This is a genomic window from Undibacterium sp. FT79W, assembly GCF_014284215.1.
Classification (GTDB): domain Bacteria; phylum Pseudomonadota; class Gammaproteobacteria; order Burkholderiales; family Burkholderiaceae_D; genus Undibacterium; species Undibacterium aquatile.
The window spans coordinates 186,162-212,489 of the sequence record NZ_JACOGB010000007.1; the positions used below are offsets into that span (position 1 = coordinate 186,162).

A 26,328-nucleotide genomic window follows, 5' to 3' on the forward strand; every position below is an offset into this window, starting at 1 on the left:
TGCTTAAATTTAATTTTTTCGGCATGATGCATGCACCCAACATTTGGGGTCAGCCGGCTTTTTTATCTGCAACGATAATCATTGCAATCACGTTGAACCAGATTGACTGCCGATGCTGACAACCCTTGCAATAGGGGTTGTCAGCATTCTCAACACATCAGGAAATTGTTTTTGCCAGGGCAAGCGCGCTGAGGAAAGCATGCTCTACTCTGCCATTGCCTTCCAGTCCGGTCGCAAACCAATCGCCACAGACACCGATTCCCAGTTTGGCATCCCATAAGCAATCCTGCGCCAATGGATGCTCTGCCTGCGCAAAACGCCAGCGATGAACTACCGCGTAAATAGGCTGTACCCACGATCCGGTGGATTCATGGAAGGCTTTTAATAATTTTTCCTTAGCGCGCTCCGGGTCTTCCTCCAGATGCTCAAGACTCCATGCCGGTGTTGCGTGCGCAACCCAGCGTTCGCCTACGCGGTGTTCTGGCTTGGAGGTATCTCTGGCTATCCAGCCAAGACGCGACTGATTAACCCATGCACCATCGTAAGGCAGCTCCAGAGAGTTCTGAAATCCCAGCATCATCGTCCAACAAGGCGCGAGCTTTGCCTGTGCCGCTTGTTTAGCGAATTTAGGCGCAATAGCAAGTAAAGGCACCGCCTGATCGGCCGGGATTGCCAGTACGACCGCATCAAATGGGCCAGCCGTCGCTGGAATCGCAACCGTATTTGACTGAATTTTGAGTAGCCATTGTTTGTCATGCGGCTCCAATCCGAGTACTTGTTGTTCTTTGCGGACATCCAGACAATGAGCCAGTTGTTTACCAAGTGCATTCATACCAGGCACGGCAACATAGCGCGTCGAACTGCGCCCCGCAGGCTTAGCATGTCCGGCATCCAGTGTTGCCAGACGCGCATCCCAGGCGGCAACCCAGCCCAGCTTTTTCCAATCGGCGACTTCTTTTTTAAAGCGGTCAGACGTCGCAGTGAAATACTGGGCGCCGTGATCAAAACCGCCAACCTCAGTTTGTCGTGTACTCATGCGCCCGCTGACACCCAGGCTTTTTTCATACACGGTGACATGATGTCCCTGCGATTGCAATTGACGAGCTGCGGTGAGTCCGGATAATCCGGCACCTACGATGGCGATATGCATAATTTCCCCTTTTCCAGACAATAAAAAACGCCCGCATCTGATTATTAGCGGGCGTTATTTCGAATCAAACCGGCATCAGGCGGTACCTATTCTTCATTTTCGGCAACAGGCCAATCGCGGATATACGCTTTCAGCATTTTATTTTCAAAACTCTGCGCTTCGAGCACTGCACGCGCCACGTCGTAAAACGAAATCACGCCCATCAGCGTTTTTGCATCCATGACAGGCAGATAGCGTGAATGTTTTTCCAGCATCATGCGACGTACTTCGTTAACTTCGGTTTCCGGTGTGACCGTCATAGGATGGTCGTCCATATATTTACGGACGGTACCGCTTCCCAGCGAACCCTTATTCGTATGAATCGCGCGAATCACTTCGCGGAAGGTCAGTATGCCAACCAGATCACCATATTCCATTACAACCAGAGAACCGATGTCTTTTTCTTCCATGACACTGATCGCATCTGCAATCGGCGTATCAGGTGTGATAGTGAAAAGGATGTTGCCTTTGACCTGAAGAATTTCCGAAACTTTCATGGGGCTCCCCTCCTGTGTATTCTGTTTTTTTAAAACTGTTTTCAATGTATCGCAAGCCATGCAAAAAATCCAGCAAGTTCAACATGAAAACGGAATTTCATTTTGCAGTCTTAATGGTAGCATTGGATGATCACAATACGGAGACCAGAGTTTATGAGTGCCCCCCATTATCCCGGATTCGATACACTTTCTTTACATGCTGGTGCGACGCCCGACCCAACAACAGGCGCACGTGCGACCCCCATTTATCTGACGTCCTCATTTGCGTTTAAAGATTCGGATCACGCCGCATCGCTGTTTAATATGGAGCGCGCCGGTCACGTGTATTCGCGTATCTCAAATCCGACCAATGCAGTACTGGAAGAGCGGATTGCCGCGCTTGAAGGAGGCGTTGCTGGCATTGCCGTCGCCAGCGGACAAGCCGCATTGCATCTGGGTTTAACGACCATTGCCAGTGCCGGATCACATATCGTTGCTTCCCGTGCTTTGTATGGCGGCTCACAAAACCTTCTCGCCTATACCTTAAAACGCTTTGGCATAGAAACCACCTTCGTTGATCCGCGTGACCCGGACGCTTGGCGGGCGGCGATACGTCCAAATACTAAAACCTTGTTTGCTGAAACTCTCGGCAATCCCGGACTGGATGTTCTGAACATACCTTTGATCGCAGAAATTGCCCACGCACACGATTTACCGCTGATGCTGGATTCAACGTTTACCACGCCGTATTTATTACGTCCGTTTGATCATGGTGCAGATCTGGTTTTTCACTCCGCAACTAAATTTTTGTGCGGGCATGGCACTGCGATTGGTGGCTTACTGGTCGATGGCGGCACATTCGACTGGCAGAAAGCGTATGACCGAACCGGACGTTTTGCCGAGCTTTGCGAACCCTATGACGGCTTTCACGGCATGGTGTTTGCCGAAGAGTCGACTGTCGGCGCATTTTCCTTGCGGGCTCGACGCGAAGGATTGCGCGACTTTGGCGCCTGCATGAGCCCACATAATGCATTCGCTATCCTGCAAGGCATAGAAACACTGGGCTTGCGCATGGACAGACATGTCGCCAATACCCGCAAAATCGTTGATTTCCTGGTAAAACATCCTGCTGTTGCTGCGGTTTCTTATCCGGAATTAGAAACACATCCTGACTACGAACTGGCAAAAACCCTGCTTCCCAAAGGTTGTGGAGCGGTTTTCTCGTTCAATCTGAAAGGCGATCGTGCCGCTGGTCAGCGCTTTGTTGAATCACTGAATGTGTTTTCACATCTGGCGAACGTCGGCGATGCGAAATCGCTGGTGATACACCCGGCATCCACCACCCATTTCCGCGTCCCGGCAGAGCAATTGCAGGCATCCGGCATTACGGAAGGAACACTGCGCTTATCTGTGGGTCTGGAAAACGTCGAAGACCTGATTGAAGACCTGACACGCGGCTTGAAAGCTGCTCAGAAAGGAGCCTGAGATGCTGTTTCAGATTCAAGGAAAAGACGCTTATTGCTACACCGGAGGTAAAACCTTCAATCCTGCGCTGCCAAGCATCGTGTTTATTCATGGCGCACAGAATGATCATTCCGTCTGGGCCTTACAGTCCCGCTATTTCGCCCATCATGGTTATAACGTCCTCGCTGTGGATTTACCGGGCCATGGCCGCAGCAAAGGCCAGGCGCTGAATAACGTAGAGCAGATGGCGACTTGGCTGATTGCTTTGCTTGATGCTGCCGGTATTGAGCGCACAGCACTGGCAGGACACAGTATGGGCTCGCTGATTGCTCTGGAAGCCAGTTATCGGGCGCCTGACAGAGTCAGTCATCTCGCAATGATAGGTACAGCCTACCCGATGAAGGTATCAGACCTGCTTTTGAATGCGGCACGCGACGACGAGCAAACGGCGATTGATATGGTGAACATCTGGTCACACAGCAGCATTGCGCATAAACCGTCCTGCCCGGGACCTGGATTTTCCATCCTTGGCGGCAGCAAGAGGCTGATGCAACGCATTTCTGCCATCAACCCAGAGCTGGTTTTTTATACGGATTTTTTCGCCTGTAACACCTACAGCAACGGCGAAATCGCTGCGCAATCAGTCAGGTGTCCGACCTTATTCCTGCTCGGCAAAAAAGATCAGATGACCCCGCCAAAAGCAATTGCAGGCTTGCGTAGTCTGATTTCTCATAGCAAAACTTCCGTTATAGACAATTGTGGACACGACCTGATGGCAGAACAGGCCGATGCCGTGCTGGATACCTTATTCGATTTCGTGCGGGGTAGCTGAGTGTGGCGATGAATCTTGAAAGCTGGGCCTTGTTCACTGCGACAGAAGCCGCAATGTCACTCTCACCCGGCCCAGCAGTCATGATGGTGGTTGCGTATGGCATTGCGCGGGGCTGGAAAACATCCTTGTTTGTCACGTTGGGAATTTTGACAGCGAATGCGATTTACTTTGCGCTCTCGGCAACCGGTATCGGCAGCCTGCTGCTGACATCGCCGACGCTGTTCATGGGAATCAAGTATCTTGGTGCTGCCTATCTGGTCTATCTGGGCTTATCAGCAATACTGGGGAAACCCTCACCCATCAGCATCTCCAGACTGGATGGGCCGCCACAAAAAGGAAGCCGCATCTTTTTCAGCGCTCTTAGTCTGCAATTGACCAATCCCAAGATATTGCTTACTTTTGTTGCCATCCTGCCGCAGTTTATCGATCAGCATGAAGCCGTCGGTTTGCAAATGCTGATTCTGGCCATCTGCTCCATTATTCCTGAATTTTTTATTTTGCTGGGATACGGTGTGTTGGCAAGCAAAGCGAGCCATTGGGCGACACAAGAAAAATATGCAGTAATGACAGAGCGTATCGCAGGTGTACTGATATTGTGTGCTGCCACGCTGGTTGCCGCCGTCTGAAAAAAGGAGAGAATACCCTCTCCCTTTTTTCAGACATCTATTTCAATTTATATCAACTGATTCTCAACTGGCTCCCGACCATCAAAACTCTTCCCAGGCATCTGATGCCGCTTTTTTCTCAGGAGCAGTATCATTCACTTGCCTGAGTCTTTTAATACTTGAGGTCTGCGCCCTCACCACAGCAGCTTTTTTACCAGGCAAAGTCGTTGTTACACGCTTTGTGACGGGTTCAGTGCCCGCAAGCGGGATCGCTGTCATATTAGCGAGCTGAAATGTACTGACAAGCTGGCTGAGATGATCCGCCTCATTCTGCAACGCCGACGCTGAAGCTGCCGCTTGCTCTACCAGTGCAGCATTTTGCTGCGTCACATCATCCATCTGAACGATCGCCTCATTGATTTGTTCGATGCCTGCGGTTTGCTCTTGCGTCGCCATCATGATTTCACTCATTATGCTGGTCACGCGCTGAATACTATTGACAATTTCGACCATGGTCGATCCCGCCTGATCAACCAGTTTCGCACCAATTTCCACCTTACTGACAGAATCATCAATCAACTTTTTAATCTCTCTGGCAGCTTCAGCAGAACGCTGAGCAAGACTTCTCACCTCCGTAGCAACCACAGCAAAACCACGCCCCTGCTCACCTGCGCGAGCCGCCTCAACGGCGGCGTTCAGTGCAAGGATGTTGGTCTGAAAAGCAATACCATCAATCACCCCGATGATGTCGACAATCTTACGAGACGATTCGTTGATCGAGCCCATCGTCTGAACGACCTCGGCAACAACGGTACCGCCTTTAACGGCAACATCTGAAGCGGACACCGCAAGTTGATTTGCCTGACGTGCACTATCGGTGTTCTGCTTCACAGTTGACGTCAACTCTTCCATTGAAGAGGCGGTTTCTTCCAGCGAGCTGGCCTGTTGTTCTGAACGGGAAGACAAATCCAGATTTCCTGAGGCGATCTGCTTTGAAGCTGACGCTATCGTTTCAGTACCGGCGCGCACCATACCGACAATATCAGCAAGACCATCACGCATGACGCGCATTGCGTGCATAAGACTATGCTCATCGCCTGCGGCCAGTTGGATATCGACACTCAGATCCCCTGCGGCAATTTTTTCTGCAATTTTTACCGCATAACGTGGCTCGCCACCTAATTGCCTCAGCAGGCTACGGATAATCAGCCACGAAGCGACCACACCAACCAGGATCGCCAACAGTCCCAATATGATCAGCATTTTTCGTGCGTCACGATAATCTGCTTCTGCTTTAATGACTGCTTCTTTATTCTCCTTTTCCTGATCTACGACAAAATCATTGATCAGTTCCCACCATTTCTTTTGTACCGGACGATATTCATACCGCAGAAGCTTATAAGAATCATCTTTATTACCTTGCTGAATTAATTGCAGACTTTTAGCGATGAAAGGCTCAGATAATTTTGCCTGTTCGCGGATTTTATTTAATGAACTAAGTTGTGCGTCATTCGTCTCGCTATCCCGCTTCATGAGTTGCTCTAATTTATCCTCGGCCTCATGGTATTTTTTATTCTGGGCAGTAATACGATCAACTTCTATCTGTATCTCTTTTTGTTCAGTCAGCAACAACAAATTCCGCAGCGCCAATGCTCTCTCAGTAACCGTCAGATACATACTCTGCGCCAACCGTATTTCCTCATCGTTAAAGTGAACGATTTGTTCCATCCGCTTATTCATCTGATGCAGATAGCTGATCCCCAACACGAGCACGATTAACAAACAACTCAATACCAGACCAAATCCGGCGGTTAAGCGACTTGATACCTTGGTGTCTTCAATTCTCATGATTTGTGTCTCCCGGTAATGAAATGAATACTGAAATACTCAATGTCTGGTACGGTGTAGCCCACTATCTGAATCGTTTTTTAATCGTCTGCTGTCGTCTGCTTTCTATATACATCAATGTAATTTATTAATACTTGTAAATCTAATACCATATTTAATAACATATTTAATAACATATTAATATTTGTCAATTTAAATATGAAAATACGTCGCACGAAAATATTTTTGCCAGGATGATGTCTCCGCCCTGCATCAGATTTGCAAAGTGAACGTAATACAAATAAAAAAGCGCACCGTATAAACAATGCGCTTTTAAGGATGCAGCCAGAGCCTGCTACAAAGAGGTGTTTTCCACCGGATCAGACAAGGAATTTTTCAATCCTCAATTCGCTATCTCTTCGGTTCACAAAGGGTGAGACATAGATACGTGCGGAATACCGGCTTCCATAAAGACCTCGCCATCGCGTGAAAATCCTTCTTTCACGTAGAAATTTTCAGCTGTCTGTTGTGCATTCAGTCGCACGCCGGTATCTCCGCGCAGTTTTGCCTGCTCCATCAGGATACGCAGTATCTGCGCACCGACACCGGAATTGCGGGCGGACTCCAATACAGCCATACGACCAATATGACCGTCAGGCAGCAAACGGCCTGTGCCTATCGCCTGATTCTCTTCATCGTAAGCAACAGCATGCAGACACTGGGCATCCATCACATCCCATTCCAGCTCAACAGGAATATGCTGCTCAATCACAAAAACAGAATAACGTACTGCCTGTGCGTCTTTTTGCAAGGTAGTCCAATCACCTAAAACAATGCGTGCGGGAGTCATCATAACAAGTCACTCTACTGGTTTCAATTTTTCAAAGCTGGTGATTATCGCACGCCAATCTGCAGGAAATGCAACTCCCTTGCGCAGTGTGGTATCGGCGTACACATAAGTTAATTCACCCGATATCAGATGTTCTTCACCCCGAAAAATTTCAATCAAAAACTGGATGGACGAACGACCTATCGTCTGACAGCGCACGCCTATATCCAGCACATCATCAAACCTGGCAGACGCCAGGTATTCTATGCCTGCCTTGCGGGCAAACAATTCTTTGCCTTCTTTGGCCTGCATGATTGCGCTGGGCAAACCTGTGGCGCGCCAGTATTCGGTAAAGGCGACATCAAAATAAGTCAGATAATGTCCATTAAAAACAATCGCCTGCATATCGACTTCCGACCAGCGCACTCGTAAGGCATGAAAAAAAGCGAAATCGGATCTTGCCATGATAAATCTCTGTTAAAAATCACTACGGTGTATCGTTGTCGTGCATCCGCTGATGTCGCGGATGCACACACTCATTCTGCAAGAAACTGCCGTATCAGTTGATTGATGCGTTCAGGCTGTTCATGAATAAGCCAATGCGAACCCTCGGCAATGCGCTCAATACGCACGTCGGCAACGAAATCTTCGATGCCATTCAAAAGGGTTTTCGGCAAGGCTTTATCGTTCTCGCCCCAAATGATGCGGGTTGGCACATTCACTTTAAAATCATCCGGATTCAGATGTAATTGCAAAGGTCCCTGATTTTCAGCGGTGGGTGGGTGCAGCGGCGAGGCACGATAATAATTTACTCCGCCTGACAATCCTTTGCGCCAGCAATCGTGATACCGACCGCGGGTCGCCTGGTCAAACCACTTCGCCTGCGCCTGCCCCATACCGTTAAAGAATCCATCCATCAAGGCGAAATCATCTTTTGCCAGCGCAATTTCAGAATCGGTTGCGCGCAGCCAGTTCATGTATTCGCTGGCGGCTTTTTGTGCCGGATCGTTCGCCAGTGCCTGCATAAACAGATAAGGATGCGGAGAATTAATGATGATCAGTTTTTCTATCATCGCCGGTAAAGCGATGGCCATATTCCAACATACAGCACCGCCCCAGTCATGCGCTACGACAATGGCTTTCTGATAGCCCAGATGCTGTATCAGTAAACGCAAATCATCGACGATATGTTTTGCTTTGTAGGCACTCAGATCCGCGGGCATATCGGATAAATTAAAACCTCGCAAATCTGGTGCGACTGCAAAATAATCACGACCAAATTCGGGCAACTGCGCCGCCCATTCATACCAGAACTCAGGAAAGCCATGGACAAATAAAATCAGCGGCTGCCCCTGCTCGCCAGCGCTGGCGTAATGCAGGCGGGTACCATTATCTAAAGTGGCAAATTGATTTGCCTTTATCGTTGCGGTCATCGTGTCTCCGGATCATCTGTAAATAAGAGCGTCGCGGTCAGCACCTGAGTCTGCGCTCTTCGTGCTCACAGCGACTTTTCCTGACTCATTTTTTTATTGATTTATACCTTCAGTTTTTCTCTGAGCATATCGCGGATATGCGGTGCCGCCTTGTATGGGTCACCCGGATTACGTTGCAAGACGATATCTTCCATGCGTTCCTGCACATTACTCAAGGCACCCGGATGCGAGAACACGTAAAACTGTTCATCGCTGATCGCTTTAAACGTATTTTCTGCGACTTCTTGCGCAGTCACTTTGCCCGAGCTAACCGCTTTATCCGACATCGCCTGCGCGGCACGCTGACTGGCCGTTGGCGCTGCGCCAGGCACATCTTCCGGACGATTTCTGTGCGATTGTGAAATGCCGGTCGGCACAAAATAAGGGCACAACACTGAAGCGCCGATCGGTGCTGCAACCAGCTTCAGATCCTGATACAGAGATTCAGTCAACGAGACAACTGCATGTTTGGAAACGTTGTAGACAGCCATCGTAGGCGCGTTCAGCATCCCGGCCATTGATGCGGTATTCACGATATGGCCTTCGTATTCCGGATCTTTTTTGGCACACTCCAGCATCAAATTGGTAAAGATACGAACGCCATGGATCACGCCCCACAAATTCACGCCTAATACCCATTCCCAGTCAGCCTGAGTATTTTCCCAGACCAGACCACCGGAACCAACACCGGCATTATTAAAGACCAGGTGAACCGCACCGAATTTTTCCATCGCGGCATCCGCCAGCGCCTGCACCTGTTCGGCATGACGGACGTCGCAACGCAACGCAATCACTTGCGCACCAAGCTGCTCCAGCTCGGCCTTAGTCTTATCCAATGCATCCTGCTGTACATCCGCCAGCACCAGCTTCATACCGAGACGGGCACCGATCAATGCAAATTCACGCCCAAAACCGCTGGCTGCACCTGTAATGACGGCCACTCTGTCTTTAAATACTTTCATTTTGTCTCCTGATTTTTACGAATGAAAATGGGATATCACTCCCTGATCACACAGTTGTTAAATTTATTTTTCAGTTTATTTTTGAGTTTATTTTTCAGCTCAGCTTAACGAGCTGCTTACCAAAATTCTGTCCTTTCAGAAGACCGATAAATGCCTCCGGCGCTTGCGCAATACCTTCAGCGATGGATTCGCGGAATTTCAATTTTCCGGTCGCTACCAGCGTTCCCAGTTCTTTCAGACCCTGCGGCCATAAATCCATGTGTTCCGACACAATGAAACCGCGCATCGTCAGTCGCATCGTCAGAAATGCACGCGCATTTTTAATGGCAATCGGCTCGCCGTTATAACCGGAAATCATGCCGCACATGGCGATACGGCCAAATGGATTCATACGCGCCAGACTCGCATCAAATACTTCGCCGCCCACGTTTTCAAAAACGGCATCAGTGCCATCCGGCGTTGCTGCCGCCAGATCGGCATCCAGATTGCCGGCCTTATAATCCACGCAAGCATCAAAGCCCAGCTCATTGACCACGTAAGCACATTTTTCGGCGCCACCGGCAATACCGACAACGCGGCAACCCATTTGCTTCGCCAATTGCCCGACCACACTGCCAACTGCACCACTGGCGGCAGAAACGACGACGGTTTCACCGGCTTTCGGTTGCATGATTTGTGTTAGCCCATACCACGCGGTAAGGCCCGGCATACCGACAGCACCAAGGTAAGCCGATAAAGGAATCGGCGACGCTGCATCGAGTTTGCGTAACAATGCGCCGTCGGACACGGCCACTTCAGTCCAACCCAACATGCCCAGCACTTTATCGCCAACAGCGAAGCGCGGATTGTTGCTGGCGATGATTTCGCCGACCGTGCCGCCTATCATGGTTTCATTTAAAGGCTGTGGTGCGGCGTAGCTTTTCGTTTCTTCCATACGACCACGCATATACGGATCGAGCGATAAGAAATGATTGCGGATTAAGACTTCGCCATCCTTGATTTCTGGTACCGGTAATGTCTCAAGACGGAAATTGTCTGCCCTGACATTACCTTGTGGACGGGAAGCTAAAACGATACGTTGATAAGTAGAAGACATAAATTAATCTCACTTCATTAAATGATTAGCCAGCGCCTGAAACGCACGGTAAGTGACAGGGTCACTCGCGCCATTCGCAGCGGTTGGATGGGATGAAAATTTGACGATGACCATTTCAGCCACCGGATCAATATAAATACGCTGACCATGAATGCCGCGCGCTTCAAAGGTCTGATGGGTGTTATGTCCTACCCACCACATATTCCGGTAAGAATAACCAGGCAAATTTTTGTAGCCTGCCTGAGCAAACTTTGCAGGATCACCGCCTTTGCGAATATCAGCGACCACTTCCTGCGGGATAATCTGCTGACCGTTAAACTGACCGCCGTTACGCATCATTTCACCGAAACGCCCCATATCGCGCAGGGTCAGATTCAGACCGCCACCGCCCTGCTCCGTGCCCAGACTATCGACCGCAAAATAGGCATCGTTTTCGGTACCCAGTTTCTGCCACAGACGGTCCGACATCAAATCAGACAAAGACTGGCCGGACGCGCGGCGTACTATCCACGCCAGCACTTCTGCATTCACGGTCTTATAGGCAAAGGCCTGATCGTGTTCGCCTTCTTTTTTAAGTTTAGTCAGGAAATCGTAAAAATTCTTAGGCCCGCTGTAACCGGGTGCTGTCGGCAGCAAACCACCGGCGCGCGCGTAATCCCATATCTCAGCTTTTGGATCAGCGTAATTTTCGGAATACTGCACACCGATTGTCATATCCATGACCTGACGCACCGTTGCATCGGCATACGCGCTGTCCTTGAGCTCAGGGATATATTTCGTCACCGGATCAGACGGATTAATTTTTCCTTCGGCTGCCAGCATGGCCGCTAAAGTGCCAACAAAAGATTTGGTGACCGACATCGCAATATGTGGCAGATAAGGTTTGCTGATACCGAAATATTTTTCGTAGATCACCTTCCCTTTATGCATGACCAGCACACTGTCGGTGTAGGTATTCGCGAGCATATCCGCCCAGCGGATTTCGGTATTTTTACCGTCCTTGAAACGCAGATCATCAAGTGATTGCAATGCCTGCGGCAACACTGAAACATGCCCGGCACCATGCCAGACATTCGCGGTGGGCCCCAGCTCACGGGAATGTGAGAACGACCAGCGGGTGCGCGGGAACTGATAGCTGCTGCCATTCGCAAACTGAACGAGTTTGTCAGGTGCGGGTGGAAAACCCTGCATCCAGCCCAGCTTTTGCGGGTCGGTGGCAGCGGGGTCGGGCAAGCTGCTCTGGGCGATGGCACTGCTGATACAGAGTCCGCCAAGTATCGTTGCCAGAACCGTGATGGTGAAAGTCTGCTGCATGTTGTCTCCTGTTTTTTTAGTTGGACTTGCAAGCACTGCTTTTACTTTTTACTTTTTACTTTTTACTTTTTACTTTTTACTTTTGTTTTTGCTGAGGGTCAGTACGTTCACGCGGCTCAGGCTTCTTCGTCCTGTCACTCCTTACCACATTCGTCAGCTCAAACCTTTCTAGTCACTGCCGTATAACTTTTTCATGTTCTCACCGGATTTCAGGCGCCGCAGATATTTAAACGTTCCCATCGCCTTGGCAACAAGTCTGTCGCCATTCCAGACTTCTCCCTCGCAAAAGCACATCGTCGTCGATTGATGAAAAGCCTTACCACGCGCCTCGATACGACCACCGGCGACACCGCCCGGCTGCAGAAAACTGGTTTTCATTTCTACCGTGACGACGCCTTTCAGATCTTCATGCAGCGAACGCCCAGCCATGGCCATCACCACATCCAGCATCGTCATGATGACGCCGCCGTGAGTGATCTGCCAGCTGTTCATGTGGCGTTCCGTCAGATCGAGCGAGAGTCTGGCGTGACCATCTTCCATTTCCAGAAATTCGACACCCAGATCATGCAGAAAAGGATTTAAGGTCTGGCTCGGCTGCTGTAACGGCTGCGCTGTTGGAGTTTCGCTGCTCATGCTTACACCGCCGACACACCGCCATCAACCGCCAGCGTCTGTCCGGTGATATGTTTGCCGGCATCCGAAGCGAACAACAGGGCAACCCCTTTCAGATCCTCGTCATCACCGATGCGTTGCAAAGGCGCTTCTCTGGCGATTTTTTCTTCGCCCAGATGTTCGAGCAAACCCTTGGTCATTTTGGATGGGAAAAATCCCGGTGCAATCGCATTGACCGTGATGCCGTGGACACCCCATTCACCGGCCAGCGTGCGGGTGAAATTGATCACGGCGGCTTTTGAGGTGTTATACGCAATCGTCTGCATCGTACCCGGCGCATTACCCGCCAGACCGGCAATCGAAGCGACGTTGATAATCCGCCCCGATTTGCGTGGAATCATGGAACGTTTGCCGACCGCCTGCGACAGTAAAAAAATACTGCGGATATTCAGATTCATCACCTTATCCCAGGCATCGACCGGATAATCTTCCGCCGGTGCACCCCAGGTGGCGCCAGCGTTATTGATCAGAATATCGATATGCCCAAGACGTTTTAAGGCTTCGTCCACCAGCGGCGTCACCGCTTCTTCTTTGGATAAATCTGCAGCGATGGCGCTGGCCTGAATACCACGGCTTTGTAAATGCGCAACGGCTTCATCCAGATCGGATTGCTTGCGCGAAGATAAAACGATGCTGGCGCCCTGCTCACCCAGCGCTTCGGCCATTTGCAAACCCAGACCACGGGAACCACCCGTGATCAGAGCGGTTTTACCACTCAGATTGAATAATTGCTGAACTGTACGTGCTGTGCTCATCGGTCGTCTCCGTTTATGTCAAAATTTATGCCGAAATTTATGTCGAAATTTATGTCGAAATTTATGTCGAATTTATGCCGGAATTTGTTCTGAAAAATGAGATAAAAAGAGGATAAAGGGGGAGTATCCTTCAAAATCCCCTTTATCTCCTTATATTCATTGGGTTTTAAAATATACTCCCGGGAGTATTAAAACCAGTTATCTTGCATGTCGTAGGTCGTTGTATCGATGCTGGCGAGTAAATCCAGCTGCGGATGTACCTTCGGTAATTCCCATTGAAAGAAATATTTACACGCCTGCAGCTTGCCGGCATAAAAGTCTGCGTCATGCGCATCCTCTTTATGCAGACTCAGCAACGCCTGCTCCAGCCATATCCACGCCAGCACGGTGTGACCGAAAGCTTCCAGATAGGCAGATGCATTTGCCAGTGTCTTATTGGTGTCGCCACAGGCATGCAATTGCTGCGTCACTTGCGCAAGACGCTGCAGCACCCGCGCCAGCGCTTTGTCGTAGGCCGCCAGCTCAGGATGCGTTGCGGCTTTTAACAGGGTTTTATGTATCGCCGTACCCAGTGCTTCGAGCGCAGCACCATCCTGCATCACGACTTTGCGACCAAGTAAATCCAGCCCCTGAATGCCGTGCGTTCCCTCATGAATCGGGTTCAGCCGGTTGTCGCGATAAAACTGTTCGACGTTATATTCACGGGTGTAGCCGTAGCCGCCATGCACTTGTATCGCCAGATTATTCGCTTCCAGACACCATTGCGAAGGCCAGGATTTAGCGATAGGCGTCAGAATTTCCAGCAACAGGCTGGCGTTTTGCCGCGCTTCCGGCGTGGTGCCGGTGCGCTCTTCATCGACCAGCCGTGCGCAATACAGCGTCAACGCCAGACCGCCTTCGACATACGATTTTTGCGCCAGCAACATGCGTTTCACATCCGTATGCTGAATGATGGGCAACTGCGGCGCTGCCGGATCTTTGTTCAGTGGCGCGCGTCCCTGCGGACGATTACGGGCATAATCGAGTGCATGCAGATAGCCGGTATAACCCAGCATGACCGCACCAAGACCAACACCGATACGGGCTTCGTTCATCATATGGAACATATTCGCAAGCCCGCGATGCAAAGTACCAACCAGGAAACCGATAGCACCGGCTTTGCCCTGCGGCTTGTACTTGCCTTCACCAAAATTCAGCAGGCAATTCGTGGTGCCACGATAGCCCATTTTGTGATTCAGACCAGCCAGCACCACATCATTCCGCTCGCCCGGATTGCCCTGCTCGTCCAGCACGAACTTAGGAACGATAAATAAAGAAATACCTTTGACACCGGGAATCAGTTTGCCATTTTCATCCGGCACTTTTGCCAGCACCAGATGAACAATATTTTCCGACAGCTCATGCTCACCGGCAGAGATCCACATCTTGTTACCGGTCAGTCTGAAACTGCCATCGGCCTGCGGCTCGGCACGGGTGACGATATCGGACAAGCTGGAACCGGCCTGCGGTTCGGACAAACACATGGTGCCGAAGAAACGCCCTTCCAGCATAGGTTTGACATACGACTCGATTTGTTCCGGCGTGCCGCATTTCAGCAAGGTATTCGCGTTGCCTATCGTTAAAAACGGATAGGATGCGGTGCCGACATTGGCACCCTTGAAATACGCAAAACCGGCTTTTTCAACCACGCAAGGCAGTTGCATACCGCCGAAATCAAAGTCCTGACCGGCGGCCAGTAAGCCCGCATCGCGAAACGCGTTCAGGGCAGTTTTGACTTCGGGAATCATATGCACTTTTTCGCCATCAAAATGCGGCTCATTCTGGTCGCTTTTCTTGTTGTGGGTGGCAAATAAGTCGGTCGCGATTTGTTCGCAGGTATCGAGCGCCGCACTGAAAGTTTCGCGGCTGTGTTCAGCAAAACGGGGACGTTGATTGAGGGATTCGACATTCAGCCATTCGTACAGCAAAAAATCGAGGTCGCGGCGGGAGAGAATTTTGGATGACATGGCAGTTCCGGTGACGTTTCGGAAAATGGTGATCAGACCTTGAATCAGACGGTTAGTAAGACCATAAGGCAGTTCATGCGAGACAGTGTCAGCGACACCGGCTCACATGAACGCCCAAGACCAGACTTTATCAGACGACTTCAAATAAACCGGCTGCGCCTTGTCCGCCACCGATACACATCGTAACGACCACATACTTCACGCCACGGCGTTTGCCTTCGATCAATGCATGACCCGTCAGACGAGCGCCGGATACACCGTAAGGATGGCCGACCGCAATCGCACCGCCGTTGACATTCAATCTGTCCATAGGAATACCGAGCTTGTCGGCGCAATACAAAACTTGTACCGCGAATGCTTCATTCAATTCCCACAAGCCGATGTCTTCTACTTTCAGTCCGGCTTTTTTCAACAGTTTAGGGATCGCAAACACAGGGCCGATACCCATTTCGTCCGGTTCGCAACCAGCGACAGCAAAACCACGGAAAATACCCAGCGGTTGCAAGCCTTTGGCTTCAGCGACTTTACTGTTCATGACGATAGCAACCGAAGCGCCATCGGAAAACTGGCTTGCATTCCCCGCAGAGATCACACCACCCGGAACAGCAGAACGGATTTTTGATACTGCTTCCAGTGTCGTGTCTGCGCGAATGCCTTCATCAGCCGCGATCGTGACTTCACGTGTCACCAGCATACCAGTGGCTTTATCGGCGACACCCATGGTGGTCGTCATCGGTACGATTTCAGCGTTGAACAGGCCGGCCGCTTGCGCTGCTGCTGCACGTAACTGGCTTTGTACGCCGTATTCATCCTGACGTTCACGGGAAATGTTGTAACGCTTGGCGACTGTTTCTGCGGTCTGCAACATCGGCCAGTAAACTTCTGGCTTGTGCTGCTTCAACCAGGGTTCCACCAGCATGTGCGTGTTCGCTTCATTTTGTACGCAGGAAATAGACTCAACACCGCCAGCAGCATAAATATCACCTTCACCGGCAATAATGCGCTGCGCTGCCATCGCGATTGTTTGTAAACCGGACGAGCAAAAACGATTCACAGTCATGCCGCTGGTGGTGACCGGGCAACCGCCACGCAATGCGATCTGACGGGCGATATTGCTGCCAGTCGCACCTTCAGGTGTCGCACACCCCATGATGACATCTTCCACTTCTGCTGAATCGATACCAGCGCGGGATATCGCTGCGGCTAACACATGCCCACCGAGAGTGGCGCCATGCGTCATATTAAAAGCCCCTTTCCAGGACTTAGCTAAACCAGTGCGGGCGGTAGAAACAATAACTGCATCATTCATGAGGTGTCTCCTGTGAGTTGAATTTTAAGTAATTCTTGGTGCTACTAAAAACTGACTACTGAAAAACGGATCTGCACAACCTGAGCAGGTAATGCACCTGCAAATACTGTCCCGTTACTACATTCCTCTCTATGTACAGCCACATTAAGACGCAGCAATGCAGATAAAAACGGATGCGGAATAAATTGCTTGCGAAGCAGAATAGCATAATTTAGTACGACCGTTCGCAAAATTTTCAGCTTATTTTATTCCTGTTTTCCCGGTAAAAAATCAGCGAAAAAATTTTCACTCTTGTAAGTTTCTGTAAGTTTGAAGAAAGCATGCCGTAAGTTTCAGCTTGCACACTCAAGTTGTGCAAAAAATGTCAGAAGTTCTATTTCCATCAATGACAGGCTTTGCCAACATACTTTATATATATAAAACATAAATCAGGAGACAAGCATGGCGACAGCACCTATTGCAACGTCAAGCGGAATGACAGCGGAAGAGCGAAAAGTAATTTTTGCATCTTCTCTGGGGACCGTTTTTGAATGGTATGACTTTTATCTGTATGGCTCACTGGCAGCCATCATTGCTAAGCAATTCTTTGCTGGCACCGATCCTAACACTGCGTTCATTTTTGCCTTGCTGGCATTCGCCGCCGGCTTTATCGTCCGTCCTTTCGGCGCGTTGGTATTCGGTCGCCTCGGCGACATGATAGGCCGTAAATACACTTTCCTGGTCACGATTCTGATCATGGGTGGTTCCACCTTCTGCGTCGGCCTGCTGCCAGGCTACGCAAGCTGGGGAATTGTCTCGCCGATCATTCTGGTCTCTTTGCGTATTCTGCAAGGTCTGGCTCTCGGTGGCGAATACGGCGGTGCGGCAACTTACGTTGCGGAACATGCTCCGCATGACAAGCGCGGTGCTTACACTGCATGGATACAAACCACAGCAACACTGGGCTTGTTCCTGTCATTGATGGTGATTCTCGGTACTCGTCAGGCAATCGGCGAAGAAGAATTCGCTTCATGGGGCTGGCGCGTTCCGTTCCTGGTGTCTGTGTTCCTGCTGGCGATTTCCGTCTGGATTCGCTTGTCCATGAACGAGTCGCCAGCGTTCGCGAAAATGAAGGCTGAAGGCAAAACTTCGAAAGCACCATTGACTGAATCTTTCGGTCAATGGAAAAACCTGAAAATCGTTATTCTGGCGCTGGTTGGTCTGACCGCTGGTCAGGCAGTGGTTTGGTACACAGGTCAGTTCTACGCTCTGTTCTTCCTGCAACAAACATTGAAGGTCGATGGAGCGACAGCGAATCTGTTGATCGCCGCATCTCTGGTTATCGGTACACCGTTCTTTATCGTGTTCGGTTCACTGTCCGATAAAATTGGTCGTAAGCCTATCATCCTGGCTGGTTGCCTGATTGCTGCAGTAACTTACTTCCCGATTTTCAACGCGCTGACACACTACGCAAATCCGGCATTGGAATCTGCATTGAAAAATGCGCCAGTGGTTGTAACTGCTGATCCTGCTGATTGCCAATTCCAGTTCAACCCGACAGGCACGAAGAAATTCACTTCGTCCTGCGACATCGTGAAAGCAAAACTGGCAGCAGCATCTGTCAACTACTCCAATGAAGTTGCTCCTGCAGGTACGCAAGCTACTGTCAAAGTCGGTGACAAAGTCATTACTTCTTTCAATGCAACAAGCTTGCCAAAAGAAGAAGCTGCAGCAAAAGATAAAGCATTCTCCAAAGAATTGGCTGATGCAATCAAAGCTGCCGGCTACCCTGCCAAAGCTGATCCTAAGCAGATCGACAAACCGATGGTACTGGTATTGCTGATCATTCTGGTGATCTACGTCACGATGGTGTACGGCCCTATCGCAGCGATGCTGGTAGAAATGTTCCCAACACGCATACGCTACACATCCATGTCCTTGCCTTACCATATCGGTAACGGCTGGTTTGGTGGTTTGCTGCCGACAACTGCGTTTGCACTGGTGGCATTCAAAGGCGATATTTACTATGGTCTCTGGTACCCGATCGTAATTGCGTTGATGACGTTTGTGATTGGCGCCTTGTTCATCAAGGAAACCAAAGATAACGATATTTACGCTGACGATTAAGTCTCAAAACGGGCAAGTAATTGCGCGATAACCTACCGGTAAAAAGAAAAAGCCGTCCAATAATTTGGGCGGCTTTTTTATTCTGTCACGGCTTATTCCAGTAGCACTGAAACAAAAAATTAAAACTGATAATCCATGATGAGTTGTGCCTGTTGATCAGCAACTTTTAATGTGGCCGCACTGCCGACAACCAGACTTGCGCGATCAGGAATATGCCCGAAAGGTAAGCCTGTAATCACCGGCACATTGACGACACTGCGCACGTAGTTGAGCATCTCAGAAAAATCATAGCCACGATCATGCGCGGCCAGCTGATAGCCAGAAAAATCACCTAATACGATCGCTTTTTGCTTTTCAAGAATACCTGCAAAATGCATTTGCAACAGCATGCGCTCTACGCGGTAAGGATGTTCGCCTATATCTTCCAGAAACAATATCCCATCTTCCACTTCTGTCCAGTAAGGCGTTCCTATGATATGGGTCAGCATCGCCAGATTGCCGCCCCACAAACGCCCCTGCACTTCAATTGCAGACGACTCCGCACAAGAAAACCCGACCTGATGACGCTGATGAGAAATGCACTGAATGAATTGCGATAAGGTGTATTCCGACAGTTTGTCACTGGTGAAATCGCCGTACAGCATAGGCCCGGCAATACTGAGTCTTCCGTGCGCCAGCATAGCCTGATGCATTAAGGTGAAATCGCTGTAACCGACAAACACCTTGCCGCTATTCGCCAACAAATCGAAATCCAGATGTGGCAACAGCCGTGAAAAACCATAGCTGCCGCGCAACGCCATCACGATACTGACATCAGGGTTACTTGCTGCTGCGTGTAACTGCGCGACACGTTGTTCATCACTGGCACCAAAACGCTGAAATCGTTGTTCTGGCTGATAATAACTCTGCACGACAAAACCTTGCCGCTGCAGAGTGTCGAGACCGCGGACAACCGCAGCATCATCGAGTGGCCCGCCACTTGGTGCGACGACAGCAATGCCAACCGGCGCTTTTAATGTAGGAAGTGTGAATTGCATGGTGATCGGTTATTCCGAGACAGAGGACGACACGGTCGCCCTCGCTTGTAATTTCTGAGCCGCTGCCGCCTGACGACGACTGGCAAAAAAATCTTTCAACAGTGCCGCACATTCGTCAGCGAGCACGCCTGGCGTCACTAGTGTGTGATGGTTTAACTGCGTCTGATCAAAGATATTCAATAACGATCCGGCGACCCCGGTTTTGGGGTCCCGAGCTGCAAAAATCACACGCGATAATCTCGCATGCATCATCGCTCCGGCACACATCACGCAAGGCTCCAAGGTGACGTATAGCTCGCATCCGGGCAAACGGTAATTGCCGAGTACATCTGCGGCAGCGCGCAAAGCCATGATTTCGGCATGCGCGGTAGGGTCATGATCCACAATCGGTCGGTTGTAGCCCGTTGCGATCACCACGCCCTCTTTTACCACCACAGCGCCGACCGGCACTTCCCCGGCCGCCCATGCGAGCTTTGCCTGCTCGTAAGCCAGACGCATAAATGCAATATCCGACTCAGCTTGCATGGTCGTCAACGCGTCAGTCACGATCAGCCGTCTATCTCTGCCCAGCAATTAGGCGTTTCGTACAGAGTCACTTTGGTCAGTTTCAGACTACGACCAAAGCGATCATGGTAGACATCTTTGAGAATATCAAAAGCGATCTTCGCGAGGTTTTCAACGGTAGGAACGCGATCAATCACGACCGTTTTATGATCGGGAAGCTGCGCAAGAAAATTCTTAATCACATGATCGTTTTCATAAACGATAAAGGAATGATCCCACAGACCCACCAGATGCTGATTGGCCAGCGCCTTGATATCGCCAAAATCCATAATCATGCCGTTATCGGACTCACCGTCCTGTTGCACCACATCGCCAGTCAGCGTGATTTGCAAAGTATAGCGGTGACCGTGCAAATTACGGCACTGGCTGCTGTGATCGGGAATACGATGGCCTGCATCGAATTCCATTTTTCGGGTAATCGTTAACATGTAAAACTTAAGGAATTTGTAGGAGTTTATGTGTCTGCAAACTCAGCTTCCATTGCGGATGCTGTTTGCAGAAATCAATTGCGCGGCGCAGATTATCGTCTCTTAATGGCCCATCCATCGCTTGCACGAAGTAATGTTCAAAATCAAGATTGGCGTATGTCGCCATGTCTTGCCCGATTTGCGGAATCACGACCTTGATTTCATTGCCCTTGCGAACTACAAGCTCCGAGCCCATTTTGGGACTCACGCAAACCCAGTCAACGCCTTCAGGTACAGACAAGGTGCCATTGGTTTCAATCGCAATTTCAAAGCCAACAGCATGCATCGCCGCAATCAGGTCTGCATCGAGTTGCAGTAACGGTTCGCCGCCAGTGAACACCACATATTTGCTGGCGGTATACGAAGTTGGCCACAAGGCATTAATCGCTGCAGCCAGATCTTGTGCAGATTTAAATTTACCGCCACCAACACCGTCAGTGCCGACGAAATCCGTATCACAAAACTGACAGACCGCTGATGCGCGATCCTCTTCCCTGCCAGTCCATAAATTGCAACCGGAAAAACGGCAAAACACTGCAGGACGACCAGCATGATTGCCTTCGCCCTGCAAAGTGTAAAAAATTTCTTTGACGCTATAGGTCACGTCTTATTCCCACTCAATTGTTGCTGGCGGTTTGCCGGAAATATCGTAGACAACACGATTGATGCCACGCACTTCATTGATAATCCGGTTGGAAACCTTGCCCAATAACTCGTGCGGCAGATGTGCCCAGTGGGCGGTCATGAAATCCTGCGTCTGAACCGCACGCAATGCGACAACGTAATCGTAAGTGCGACCATCGCCCATCACGCCTACCGATTTCACTGGCAGGAAAACCGCGAATGCCTGACTAGTCGCGTCATACCAGCTGACTGGTTTTTCAGCGTTTGGATCAACGAAGTTCGTACGTAATTCCTCGATAAAAATAGCGTCGGCTTTACGCAGCAGATCGGCAAATTCTTTTTTGACTTCGCCAAGAATGCGCACACCGAGACCAGGTCCAGGGAACGGATGACGATATACCATGCCATGCGGCAAACCGAGTGCAACACCGAGTTTACGCACTTCGTCTTTGAACAGTTCGCGCAGTGGTTCCAGCAGTTTCAGGTTTAGCGTATCCGGCAAACCACCGACGTTATGGTGACTCTTGATGGTATGCGAACCTTTTTTGCCCTTGCCAGCACTCTCGATCACGTCAGGATAAATCGTGCCTTGCGCCAGCCATTTGGCATTGCTCAGTTTGGCTGATTCTGCCTGGAACACCTCAACGAATTCACGGCCAATAATTTTACGTTTTGCTTCAGGATCAGTAACGCCATTCAGATGCCCCATGAATTGGGCGGTTGCATCAACGTGAATTACTTTGACACCGAGGTTTTTGGCGAACATGTCCATCACCATCTTGCCTTCATCAAGACGCAGCAAGCCGTGATCGACAAACACGCAAGTCAGCTGATCACCGATCGCGCGATGAATCAATGCAGCAGCGACACTACTGTCGACGCCGCCGGACAAGCCGAGGATCACTTCATCGGTACCAACCTGAGCGCGGATTGCGGCGACGGCTTCGGCGATGTAATCCGGCATATTCCAGTCAGATTTACAGCCACAGATTTCATGTACAAAACGGCCAATGATGGCCTCACCTTGTACTGTGTGCGTGACTTCCGGATGGAACTGGACAGCGTAAAAACGGCGCTCTTCGTCCGCCATTGCTGCAATCGGGCAGTTATCCGTTGATGCCATCAGCTTGAAACCCGGTGGCATTTCATTGACTTTATCGCCGTGACTCATCCAGACCTTCAGCATGCCGTGGCCTTCAGGTGTCACGAAATCATTGATACCGTTTAACAAGGCTGTATGGCTGCGGGCACGAACTTCAGCGTAACCAAATTCACGTACCAGACCATTTTCTACTTTACCGCCAAGTTGCTCTGCCATCGTTTGCATACCGTAGCAGATACCCAGCACCGGTACACCGGCGTCGAATACAGCCATCGGCGCGCGTGGCGTATCACCTTCGGTTACACTGCTAGGGCCACCTGACAGGATGATGCCTGCAGCGCCGTAATTGCGGATAAATTCATCGCTGACATCGTAAGGATGAACTTCAGAAAAAACACCTGCATCGCGGACACGGCGAGCGATCAATTGAGTGACTTGAGAGCCAAAGTCGAGAATAAGAATTTTTGAGTGCATAAATCAAATCATCATGTCAGGTTGCCCGGGCGTAGCCTGTACAACAGTATTGTTTCCTGCTCTCTTTGCCGAGAGCAGGGCTTTTTCAGCTAAGCTGATTAATATTTCCGGATCTGCATCAGGGTACACATCAGTCGATGCCAATCCAACGCAAACCGTCAATGAAACTTCCGCGTTTTCTATCCATTCGGAATGCATCATGACTGACAGTCTGATTCTTTCTGCAACTGCCATCACGACCAAACGCGATGCACCAGGCAACACAATCAGAAACTGATCGTTATCAAACCGCCCTAAAGCATCAAATGGACGAATACAAGAACGAATACGGCTCACCATTCGCACCAAGATCTGGTCAGTCAGAACCATGCCGTGTTTTACCCGTAATTCAGCAATCTGATCCGGCAGTAAAAACAACAAGGACATTGGTTTGCCCGAATTGGCACAGCGTTCCATTTCCAGACGCAAAGAACGTATGATCGCAGGCTTGTTCCAGGTGCCGAGCAAGGGATCAACCAAGGTATCCCGCTTTAAGCGCCGGTTCTGCTTCATCAATTCAAGTTGATTCTGGCAAACGGCGCTCAACGCCAATTCCCGCTCGACCATAATCGCGAGATCAGCCAACAACAAGCGCTGCTCATCATCAAAAATGTGTGGCTGATAATCCAGCAAACGCAAACACGCCACCAGTTTGCCATCCTGACCGTAGACAGGAAACGAAGCAAAAAACCGGATCATTGGTGGGCCAGCAACAAAGCGGTGCTGCCCGAATTCGCCATGAACATTAAGGTCAGACAGAACCAACACTTCGTCACTCAACGGGAATTCGTCAGAAAACGCAGCTTCCATTTCAGTGATGGAACGCTCAGTAAGACCGGAGCGACCAACAACGCGACCAAATGTCACAAAACAATTGGCAACACCAAACAGCCCCATGCCCACACGTTCAAAGCGGGCAATTTTTGCTTCAAATTTTTCAGCTAATATTTTACTGAAACCAGAATTAACCTGAAGCGTTGTCAAACCAAAATCTGTCGAATTCAAAGACATGCAACACCCCAGGCGTATCGTTCAGATATTAATCGGCGCGATAATTCGGAGCTTCTTTCGTAATCTGCACGTCATGCACATGCGACTCACGCATACCGGCAGAAGTGATTTCAACAAACTCAGCTTTAGTCCGAAGATCTTCAATCGTCGCGCAACCACAATATCCCATCGATGAACGGACGCCACCGACCAGTTGATACAGAATCGCCAGCACGCTGCCTTTATATGCAACACGACCTTCAATACCTTCTGGCACCAGCTTATCAGCGTTATTAGCCGCATCCTGGAAATAACGGTCTGCAGAACCATCTGCCATCGCGCCCAGGCTTCCCATGCCGCGATAGGATTTATAACTGCGCCCCTGGAACAGAATCACCTCACCCGGTGCTTCTTCCGTACCAGCGAACATACTACCCATCATCACGGTTGACGCACCTGCCGCCAATGCTTTGGACACGTCACCAGAGAAGCGGACACCACCGTCAGCGATACACGGCACACCTGTTCCTTTGAGTGCATTTGCCACATTCGCAATCGCTGTAATTTGCGGCACACCAACACCAGCAACGATACGCGTCGTGCAAATAGAGCCAGGGCCGATGCCGACTTTAACCGCATCTGCACCGTGTTCAACCAGCGCCAGCGCAGCCGCTGCCGTTGCGATGTTGCCACCGATAACTTCAATATGCGGGTAATTATCTTTCACCCAGCGAACACGATCCAGCACACCTTTAGAATGACCGTGCGCAGTATCGACAACAATCACGTCCACACCCGCTTTAGCCAGCAGATCGATACGTTCTTCGTTCTCGACACCAACCCCGACCGCCGCACCAACACGTAATTTTCCGTGTTCATCTTTCGATGCGAACGGATGTTCTGTCGACTTCTGAATGTCTTTAACCGTAATCAGACCGCGTAATTCGAAAGCGTCATTCACGACCAATACGCGTTCAAGGCGATGTTTATTCATCAACCGCTTTGCTTCCGCTAGGTCGGCCGTCTCATTCACGCACACCAGCTTTTCACGCGGAGTCATTTTGGTGCGGGCTTCCGCATCCAATTCTTGCTCAAAACGCAGATCGCGATTAGTGATAATACCAACGACAACTTTACCTTCAACGACAGGAAAGCCGCTGATACCGTGTTGTTGAGACAAGGCAATCACTTCACGGATTTTCATACCAGGTGGAATCGTGATCGGATCACGCAACACCCCGGATTCAAAACGTTTCACCTTCGCCACTTCACGCGCTTGCTCTTTGGCGGTCAGGTTTTTATGGATGATACCGATACCACCCTCCTGCGCCATGGCAATCGCCAGTCTGGCTTCAGTAACGGTATCCATAGCAGCAGAAACCAACGGTATATTCAAATGAATATTACGCGTCAATTTAGTCGCAAGAGAGGTATCTTTCGGGAGAATGTCCGAATATGCCGGAACGAGGAGCACGTCATCGAACGTGAGTGCTTTTTGAAGTAAACGCATACTATTTCCTATAGGCGCAAAAGCGAATTATACAGAAAACTTGCGAAGTAGTCTCGCTACGTGTAAAACTCTTGCATCTTTTGCCCTCTTTGAAAGAACGACTTCATGTTAAAACTCAAGCTTATCAGTGGATTTATCATTGCCACGCTCACCTGCGCAAGCGCTTTTGCTCAATATATATGGGTAGATGAAAAGGGCAATAAACAGTTTTCTGACACCCCTCCTCCGGCATCGACCCCAAAAAACCGTATCATTAAATCGCCAGGACAGTCAGCAACAAAACCAGCAGAACCCAGCGACGCTACGAGCGCATCAAAAGACGCTTCAAATGCGCAGCAAAAACCAATGACAACGTCAGCGAGAAACGAAGATTTCAATAAACGCCGCGCTGAACAAGCTGAAAAAGACAAGAAAGCAAGTGAGGATCAACAGGCCAATGCTGATAAACAGAAAAATTGTGAACGCGCAAGGTCGTATCAGAAAGTTCTGGAATCGGGACAACGGGTAGCGACTACCGATAAAAACGGTGAGCGCAACTACTTGTCAGATGCACAGCGGGAAAAAGAAGCTGCGGATGTAAAAAAAGCACTGGCTGGCTGTCAGTAAT

25 protein-coding genes are annotated in these 26,328 nt (G+C 49.9%); 5 read left to right on the plus strand and 20 right to left on the minus strand.

What is annotated here, in order from left to right; translation table 11 throughout:
* Positions 1-157: 157 nt before the first annotated feature.
* Both H8K38_RS14110 and H8K38_RS14115 read right to left on the minus strand, forming a co-directional pair.
* Positions 158-1,150 carry an NAD(P)/FAD-dependent oxidoreductase gene (locus tag H8K38_RS14110; protein ID WP_186885469.1) on the minus strand — a complete coding sequence of 331 codons (993 nt, stop codon included), beginning with the start codon at positions 1,148-1,150 and terminating at the stop codon, positions 158-160.
* A gap of 86 nt (positions 1,151-1,236) precedes the next feature.
* Complete coding sequence (locus H8K38_RS14115; RefSeq protein ID WP_186885470.1) at positions 1,237-1,686, minus strand: CBS domain-containing protein; 450 nt, start codon at positions 1,684-1,686, stop codon at positions 1,237-1,239.
* A 153-nt stretch (positions 1,687-1,839) separates the two neighbouring features.
* On the opposite strand from H8K38_RS14115, the gene H8K38_RS14120 reads away from it, so the two are divergent.
* Genes H8K38_RS14120 through H8K38_RS14130 form a run of 3 tightly spaced genes read left to right on the plus strand, consistent with a single transcriptional unit; the run spans position 1,840 to position 4,587 of the window.
* Positions 1,840-3,150, plus strand: a complete 1,311-nt coding sequence (locus H8K38_RS14120; protein ID WP_186885471.1) for an O-acetylhomoserine aminocarboxypropyltransferase — start codon at positions 1,840-1,842, stop codon at positions 3,148-3,150.
* 1 nt (position 3,151) lies between these two features.
* Positions 3,152-3,961 carry an alpha/beta fold hydrolase gene (locus tag H8K38_RS14125; RefSeq protein ID WP_186885472.1) on the plus strand — a complete coding sequence of 270 codons (810 nt, stop codon included), beginning with the start codon at positions 3,152-3,154 and terminating at the stop codon, positions 3,959-3,961.
* An 8-nt stretch (positions 3,962-3,969) separates the two neighbouring features.
* Positions 3,970-4,587: a LysE family translocator gene (locus H8K38_RS14130; RefSeq protein WP_186885473.1), complete on the plus strand. Its 618-nt coding sequence runs from the start codon at positions 3,970-3,972 to the stop codon at positions 4,585-4,587.
* Between the two features lie 81 nt (positions 4,588-4,668).
* On the opposite strand, the gene H8K38_RS14135 is transcribed toward H8K38_RS14130, so the two are convergent.
* The 11 genes from H8K38_RS14135 to H8K38_RS14185 form a co-directional block, all read right to left on the minus strand.
* A complete protein-coding gene (locus tag H8K38_RS14135; RefSeq protein WP_186885474.1) occupies positions 4,669-6,414 on the minus strand; it encodes a methyl-accepting chemotaxis protein in 1,746 nt (581 codons plus the stop codon).
* A gap of 403 nt (positions 6,415-6,817) precedes the next feature.
* A complete protein-coding gene (locus H8K38_RS14140; protein ID WP_370527164.1) occupies positions 6,818-7,246 on the minus strand; it encodes a GNAT family N-acetyltransferase in 429 nt (142 codons plus the stop codon).
* A gap of 6 nt (positions 7,247-7,252) precedes the next feature.
* Positions 7,253-7,687: a thioesterase family protein gene (locus H8K38_RS14145; RefSeq protein WP_186885475.1), complete on the minus strand. Its 435-nt coding sequence runs from the start codon at positions 7,685-7,687 to the stop codon at positions 7,253-7,255.
* 71 nt (positions 7,688-7,758) lie between these two features.
* Complete coding sequence (locus H8K38_RS14150; protein ID WP_186885476.1) at positions 7,759-8,655, minus strand: alpha/beta fold hydrolase; 897 nt, start codon at positions 8,653-8,655, stop codon at positions 7,759-7,761.
* A 101-nt stretch (positions 8,656-8,756) separates the two neighbouring features.
* Entirely contained in the window at positions 8,757-9,656 is a 900-nt protein-coding gene (locus H8K38_RS14155; RefSeq protein ID WP_186885477.1) for an SDR family oxidoreductase, read from the minus strand.
* A 94-nt stretch (positions 9,657-9,750) separates the two neighbouring features.
* On the minus strand, positions 9,751-10,752 hold the full coding sequence (locus H8K38_RS14160) for an NADP-dependent oxidoreductase (RefSeq protein ID WP_186885478.1): 1,002 nt from the start codon (positions 10,750-10,752) through the stop codon (positions 9,751-9,753).
* Between the two features lie 9 nt (positions 10,753-10,761).
* Positions 10,762-12,066 carry a serine hydrolase gene (locus H8K38_RS14165; RefSeq protein ID WP_186885479.1) on the minus strand — a complete coding sequence of 435 codons (1,305 nt, stop codon included), beginning with the start codon at positions 12,064-12,066 and terminating at the stop codon, positions 10,762-10,764.
* 168 nt (positions 12,067-12,234) lie between these two features.
* Complete coding sequence (locus tag H8K38_RS14170) at positions 12,235-12,699, minus strand: PaaI family thioesterase (protein ID WP_186885480.1); 465 nt, start codon at positions 12,697-12,699, stop codon at positions 12,235-12,237.
* A gap of 2 nt (positions 12,700-12,701) precedes the next feature.
* Positions 12,702-13,493: an SDR family oxidoreductase gene (locus H8K38_RS14175; RefSeq protein ID WP_186885481.1), complete on the minus strand. Its 792-nt coding sequence runs from the start codon at positions 13,491-13,493 to the stop codon at positions 12,702-12,704.
* A gap of 188 nt (positions 13,494-13,681) precedes the next feature.
* Positions 13,682-15,499, minus strand: a complete 1,818-nt coding sequence (locus tag H8K38_RS14180; RefSeq protein ID WP_186885482.1) for an acyl-CoA dehydrogenase — start codon at positions 15,497-15,499, stop codon at positions 13,682-13,684.
* 130 nt (positions 15,500-15,629) lie between these two features.
* Positions 15,630-16,808, minus strand: coding sequence for an acetyl-CoA C-acyltransferase (locus tag H8K38_RS14185; protein WP_186885483.1), 1,179 nt, complete (start codon positions 16,806-16,808; stop codon positions 15,630-15,632).
* 441 nt (positions 16,809-17,249) lie between these two features.
* Here H8K38_RS14185 and H8K38_RS14190 point away from each other — a divergent pair, with 441 nt between their 5' ends.
* Entirely contained in the window at positions 17,250-18,914 is a 1,665-nt protein-coding gene (locus tag H8K38_RS14190; RefSeq protein ID WP_186885484.1) for an MFS transporter, read from the plus strand.
* Between the two features lie 119 nt (positions 18,915-19,033).
* On the opposite strand, the gene H8K38_RS14195 is transcribed toward H8K38_RS14190, so the two are convergent.
* Genes H8K38_RS14195 through guaB form a run of 7 tightly spaced genes read right to left on the minus strand, consistent with a single transcriptional unit; the run spans position 19,034 to position 25,721 of the window.
* Positions 19,034-19,951, minus strand: coding sequence for an LD-carboxypeptidase (locus tag H8K38_RS14195; RefSeq protein ID WP_186885485.1), 918 nt, complete (start codon positions 19,949-19,951; stop codon positions 19,034-19,036).
* Positions 19,952-19,960: 9 nt separating this feature from the next.
* The gene (gene tadA / locus H8K38_RS14200; RefSeq protein WP_186885632.1) at positions 19,961-20,476 is read right to left on the minus strand and encodes a tRNA adenosine(34) deaminase TadA; all 516 of its coding nucleotides are present in this window, start codon (positions 20,474-20,476) and stop codon (positions 19,961-19,963) included.
* Positions 20,477-20,499: 23 nt separating this feature from the next.
* Positions 20,500-20,943, minus strand: coding sequence for a 6-carboxytetrahydropterin synthase QueD (gene queD, locus H8K38_RS14205; RefSeq protein ID WP_186885486.1), 444 nt, complete (start codon positions 20,941-20,943; stop codon positions 20,500-20,502).
* Between the two features lie 7 nt (positions 20,944-20,950).
* Entirely contained in the window at positions 20,951-21,586 is a 636-nt protein-coding gene (gene queE, locus H8K38_RS14210) for a 7-carboxy-7-deazaguanine synthase (RefSeq protein ID WP_186885487.1), read from the minus strand.
* A gap of 3 nt (positions 21,587-21,589) precedes the next feature.
* Entirely contained in the window at positions 21,590-23,182 is a 1,593-nt protein-coding gene (gene guaA / locus H8K38_RS14215; RefSeq protein ID WP_186885488.1) for a glutamine-hydrolyzing GMP synthase, read from the minus strand.
* 3 nt (positions 23,183-23,185) lie between these two features.
* Positions 23,186-24,232: a GGDEF domain-containing protein gene (locus tag H8K38_RS14220; protein ID WP_186885489.1), complete on the minus strand. Its 1,047-nt coding sequence runs from the start codon at positions 24,230-24,232 to the stop codon at positions 23,186-23,188.
* A 28-nt stretch (positions 24,233-24,260) separates the two neighbouring features.
* Positions 24,261-25,721: an IMP dehydrogenase gene (guaB, locus tag H8K38_RS14225; RefSeq protein ID WP_186885490.1), complete on the minus strand. Its 1,461-nt coding sequence runs from the start codon at positions 25,719-25,721 to the stop codon at positions 24,261-24,263.
* A 105-nt stretch (positions 25,722-25,826) separates the two neighbouring features.
* Between guaB and H8K38_RS14230 the strand changes: the two genes are divergently transcribed.
* Positions 25,827-26,327: a DUF4124 domain-containing protein gene (locus H8K38_RS14230; RefSeq protein ID WP_186885491.1), complete on the plus strand. Its 501-nt coding sequence runs from the start codon at positions 25,827-25,829 to the stop codon at positions 26,325-26,327.
* The last annotated feature ends 1 nt before the right edge of the window (position 26,328 follow it).

Excerpts from the sequence above, each read along its gene's own strand:
- H8K38_RS14110 (WP_186885469.1), bottom strand. The coding sequence starts at position 1,150 with ATGCATATCGCCATCGTAGGTGCCGGATTATCCGGACTCACCGCAGCT.
- H8K38_RS14115 (WP_186885470.1), bottom strand. The coding sequence starts at position 1,686 with ATGAAAGTTTCGGAAATTCTTCAGGTCAAAGGCAACATCCTTTTCACT.
- H8K38_RS14120 (WP_186885471.1), top strand. The coding sequence starts at position 1,840 with ATGAGTGCCCCCCATTATCCCGGATTCGATACACTTTCTTTACATGCT.
- H8K38_RS14125 (WP_186885472.1), top strand. The coding sequence starts at position 3,152 with ATGCTGTTTCAGATTCAAGGAAAAGACGCTTATTGCTACACCGGAGGT.
- H8K38_RS14130 (WP_186885473.1), top strand. The coding sequence starts at position 3,970 with ATGAATCTTGAAAGCTGGGCCTTGTTCACTGCGACAGAAGCCGCAATG.
- H8K38_RS14135 (WP_186885474.1), bottom strand. The coding sequence starts at position 6,414 with ATGAGAATTGAAGACACCAAGGTATCAAGTCGCTTAACCGCCGGATTT.
- H8K38_RS14140 (WP_370527164.1), bottom strand. The coding sequence starts at position 7,246 with ATGATGACTCCCGCACGCATTGTTTTAGGTGATTGGACTACCTTGCAA.
- H8K38_RS14145 (WP_186885475.1), bottom strand. The coding sequence starts at position 7,687 with ATGGCAAGATCCGATTTCGCTTTTTTTCATGCCTTACGAGTGCGCTGG.
- H8K38_RS14150 (WP_186885476.1), bottom strand. The coding sequence starts at position 8,655 with ATGACCGCAACGATAAAGGCAAATCAATTTGCCACTTTAGATAATGGT.
- H8K38_RS14155 (WP_186885477.1), bottom strand. The coding sequence starts at position 9,656 with ATGAAAGTATTTAAAGACAGAGTGGCCGTCATTACAGGTGCAGCCAGC.
- H8K38_RS14160 (WP_186885478.1), bottom strand. The coding sequence starts at position 10,752 with ATGTCTTCTACTTATCAACGTATCGTTTTAGCTTCCCGTCCACAAGGT.
- H8K38_RS14165 (WP_186885479.1), bottom strand. The coding sequence starts at position 12,066 with ATGCAGCAGACTTTCACCATCACGGTTCTGGCAACGATACTTGGCGGA.
- H8K38_RS14170 (WP_186885480.1), bottom strand. The coding sequence starts at position 12,699 with ATGAGCAGCGAAACTCCAACAGCGCAGCCGTTACAGCAGCCGAGCCAG.
- H8K38_RS14175 (WP_186885481.1), bottom strand. The coding sequence starts at position 13,493 with ATGAGCACAGCACGTACAGTTCAGCAATTATTCAATCTGAGTGGTAAA.
- H8K38_RS14180 (WP_186885482.1), bottom strand. The coding sequence starts at position 15,499 with ATGTCATCCAAAATTCTCTCCCGCCGCGACCTCGATTTTTTGCTGTAC.
- H8K38_RS14185 (WP_186885483.1), bottom strand. The coding sequence starts at position 16,808 with ATGAATGATGCAGTTATTGTTTCTACCGCCCGCACTGGTTTAGCTAAG.
- H8K38_RS14190 (WP_186885484.1), top strand. The coding sequence starts at position 17,250 with ATGGCGACAGCACCTATTGCAACGTCAAGCGGAATGACAGCGGAAGAG.
- H8K38_RS14195 (WP_186885485.1), bottom strand. The coding sequence starts at position 19,951 with ATGCAATTCACACTTCCTACATTAAAAGCGCCGGTTGGCATTGCTGTC.
- tadA (WP_186885632.1), bottom strand. The coding sequence starts at position 20,476 with ATGCAAGCTGAGTCGGATATTGCATTTATGCGTCTGGCTTACGAGCAG.
- queD (WP_186885486.1), bottom strand. The coding sequence starts at position 20,943 with ATGTTAACGATTACCCGAAAAATGGAATTCGATGCAGGCCATCGTATT.
- guaA (WP_186885488.1), bottom strand. The coding sequence starts at position 23,182 with ATGCACTCAAAAATTCTTATTCTCGACTTTGGCTCTCAAGTCACTCAA.
- H8K38_RS14220 (WP_186885489.1), bottom strand. The coding sequence starts at position 24,232 with ATGTCTTTGAATTCGACAGATTTTGGTTTGACAACGCTTCAGGTTAAT.
- guaB (WP_186885490.1), bottom strand. The coding sequence starts at position 25,721 with ATGCGTTTACTTCAAAAAGCACTCACGTTCGATGACGTGCTCCTCGTT.
- H8K38_RS14230 (WP_186885491.1), top strand. The coding sequence starts at position 25,827 with ATGTTAAAACTCAAGCTTATCAGTGGATTTATCATTGCCACGCTCACC.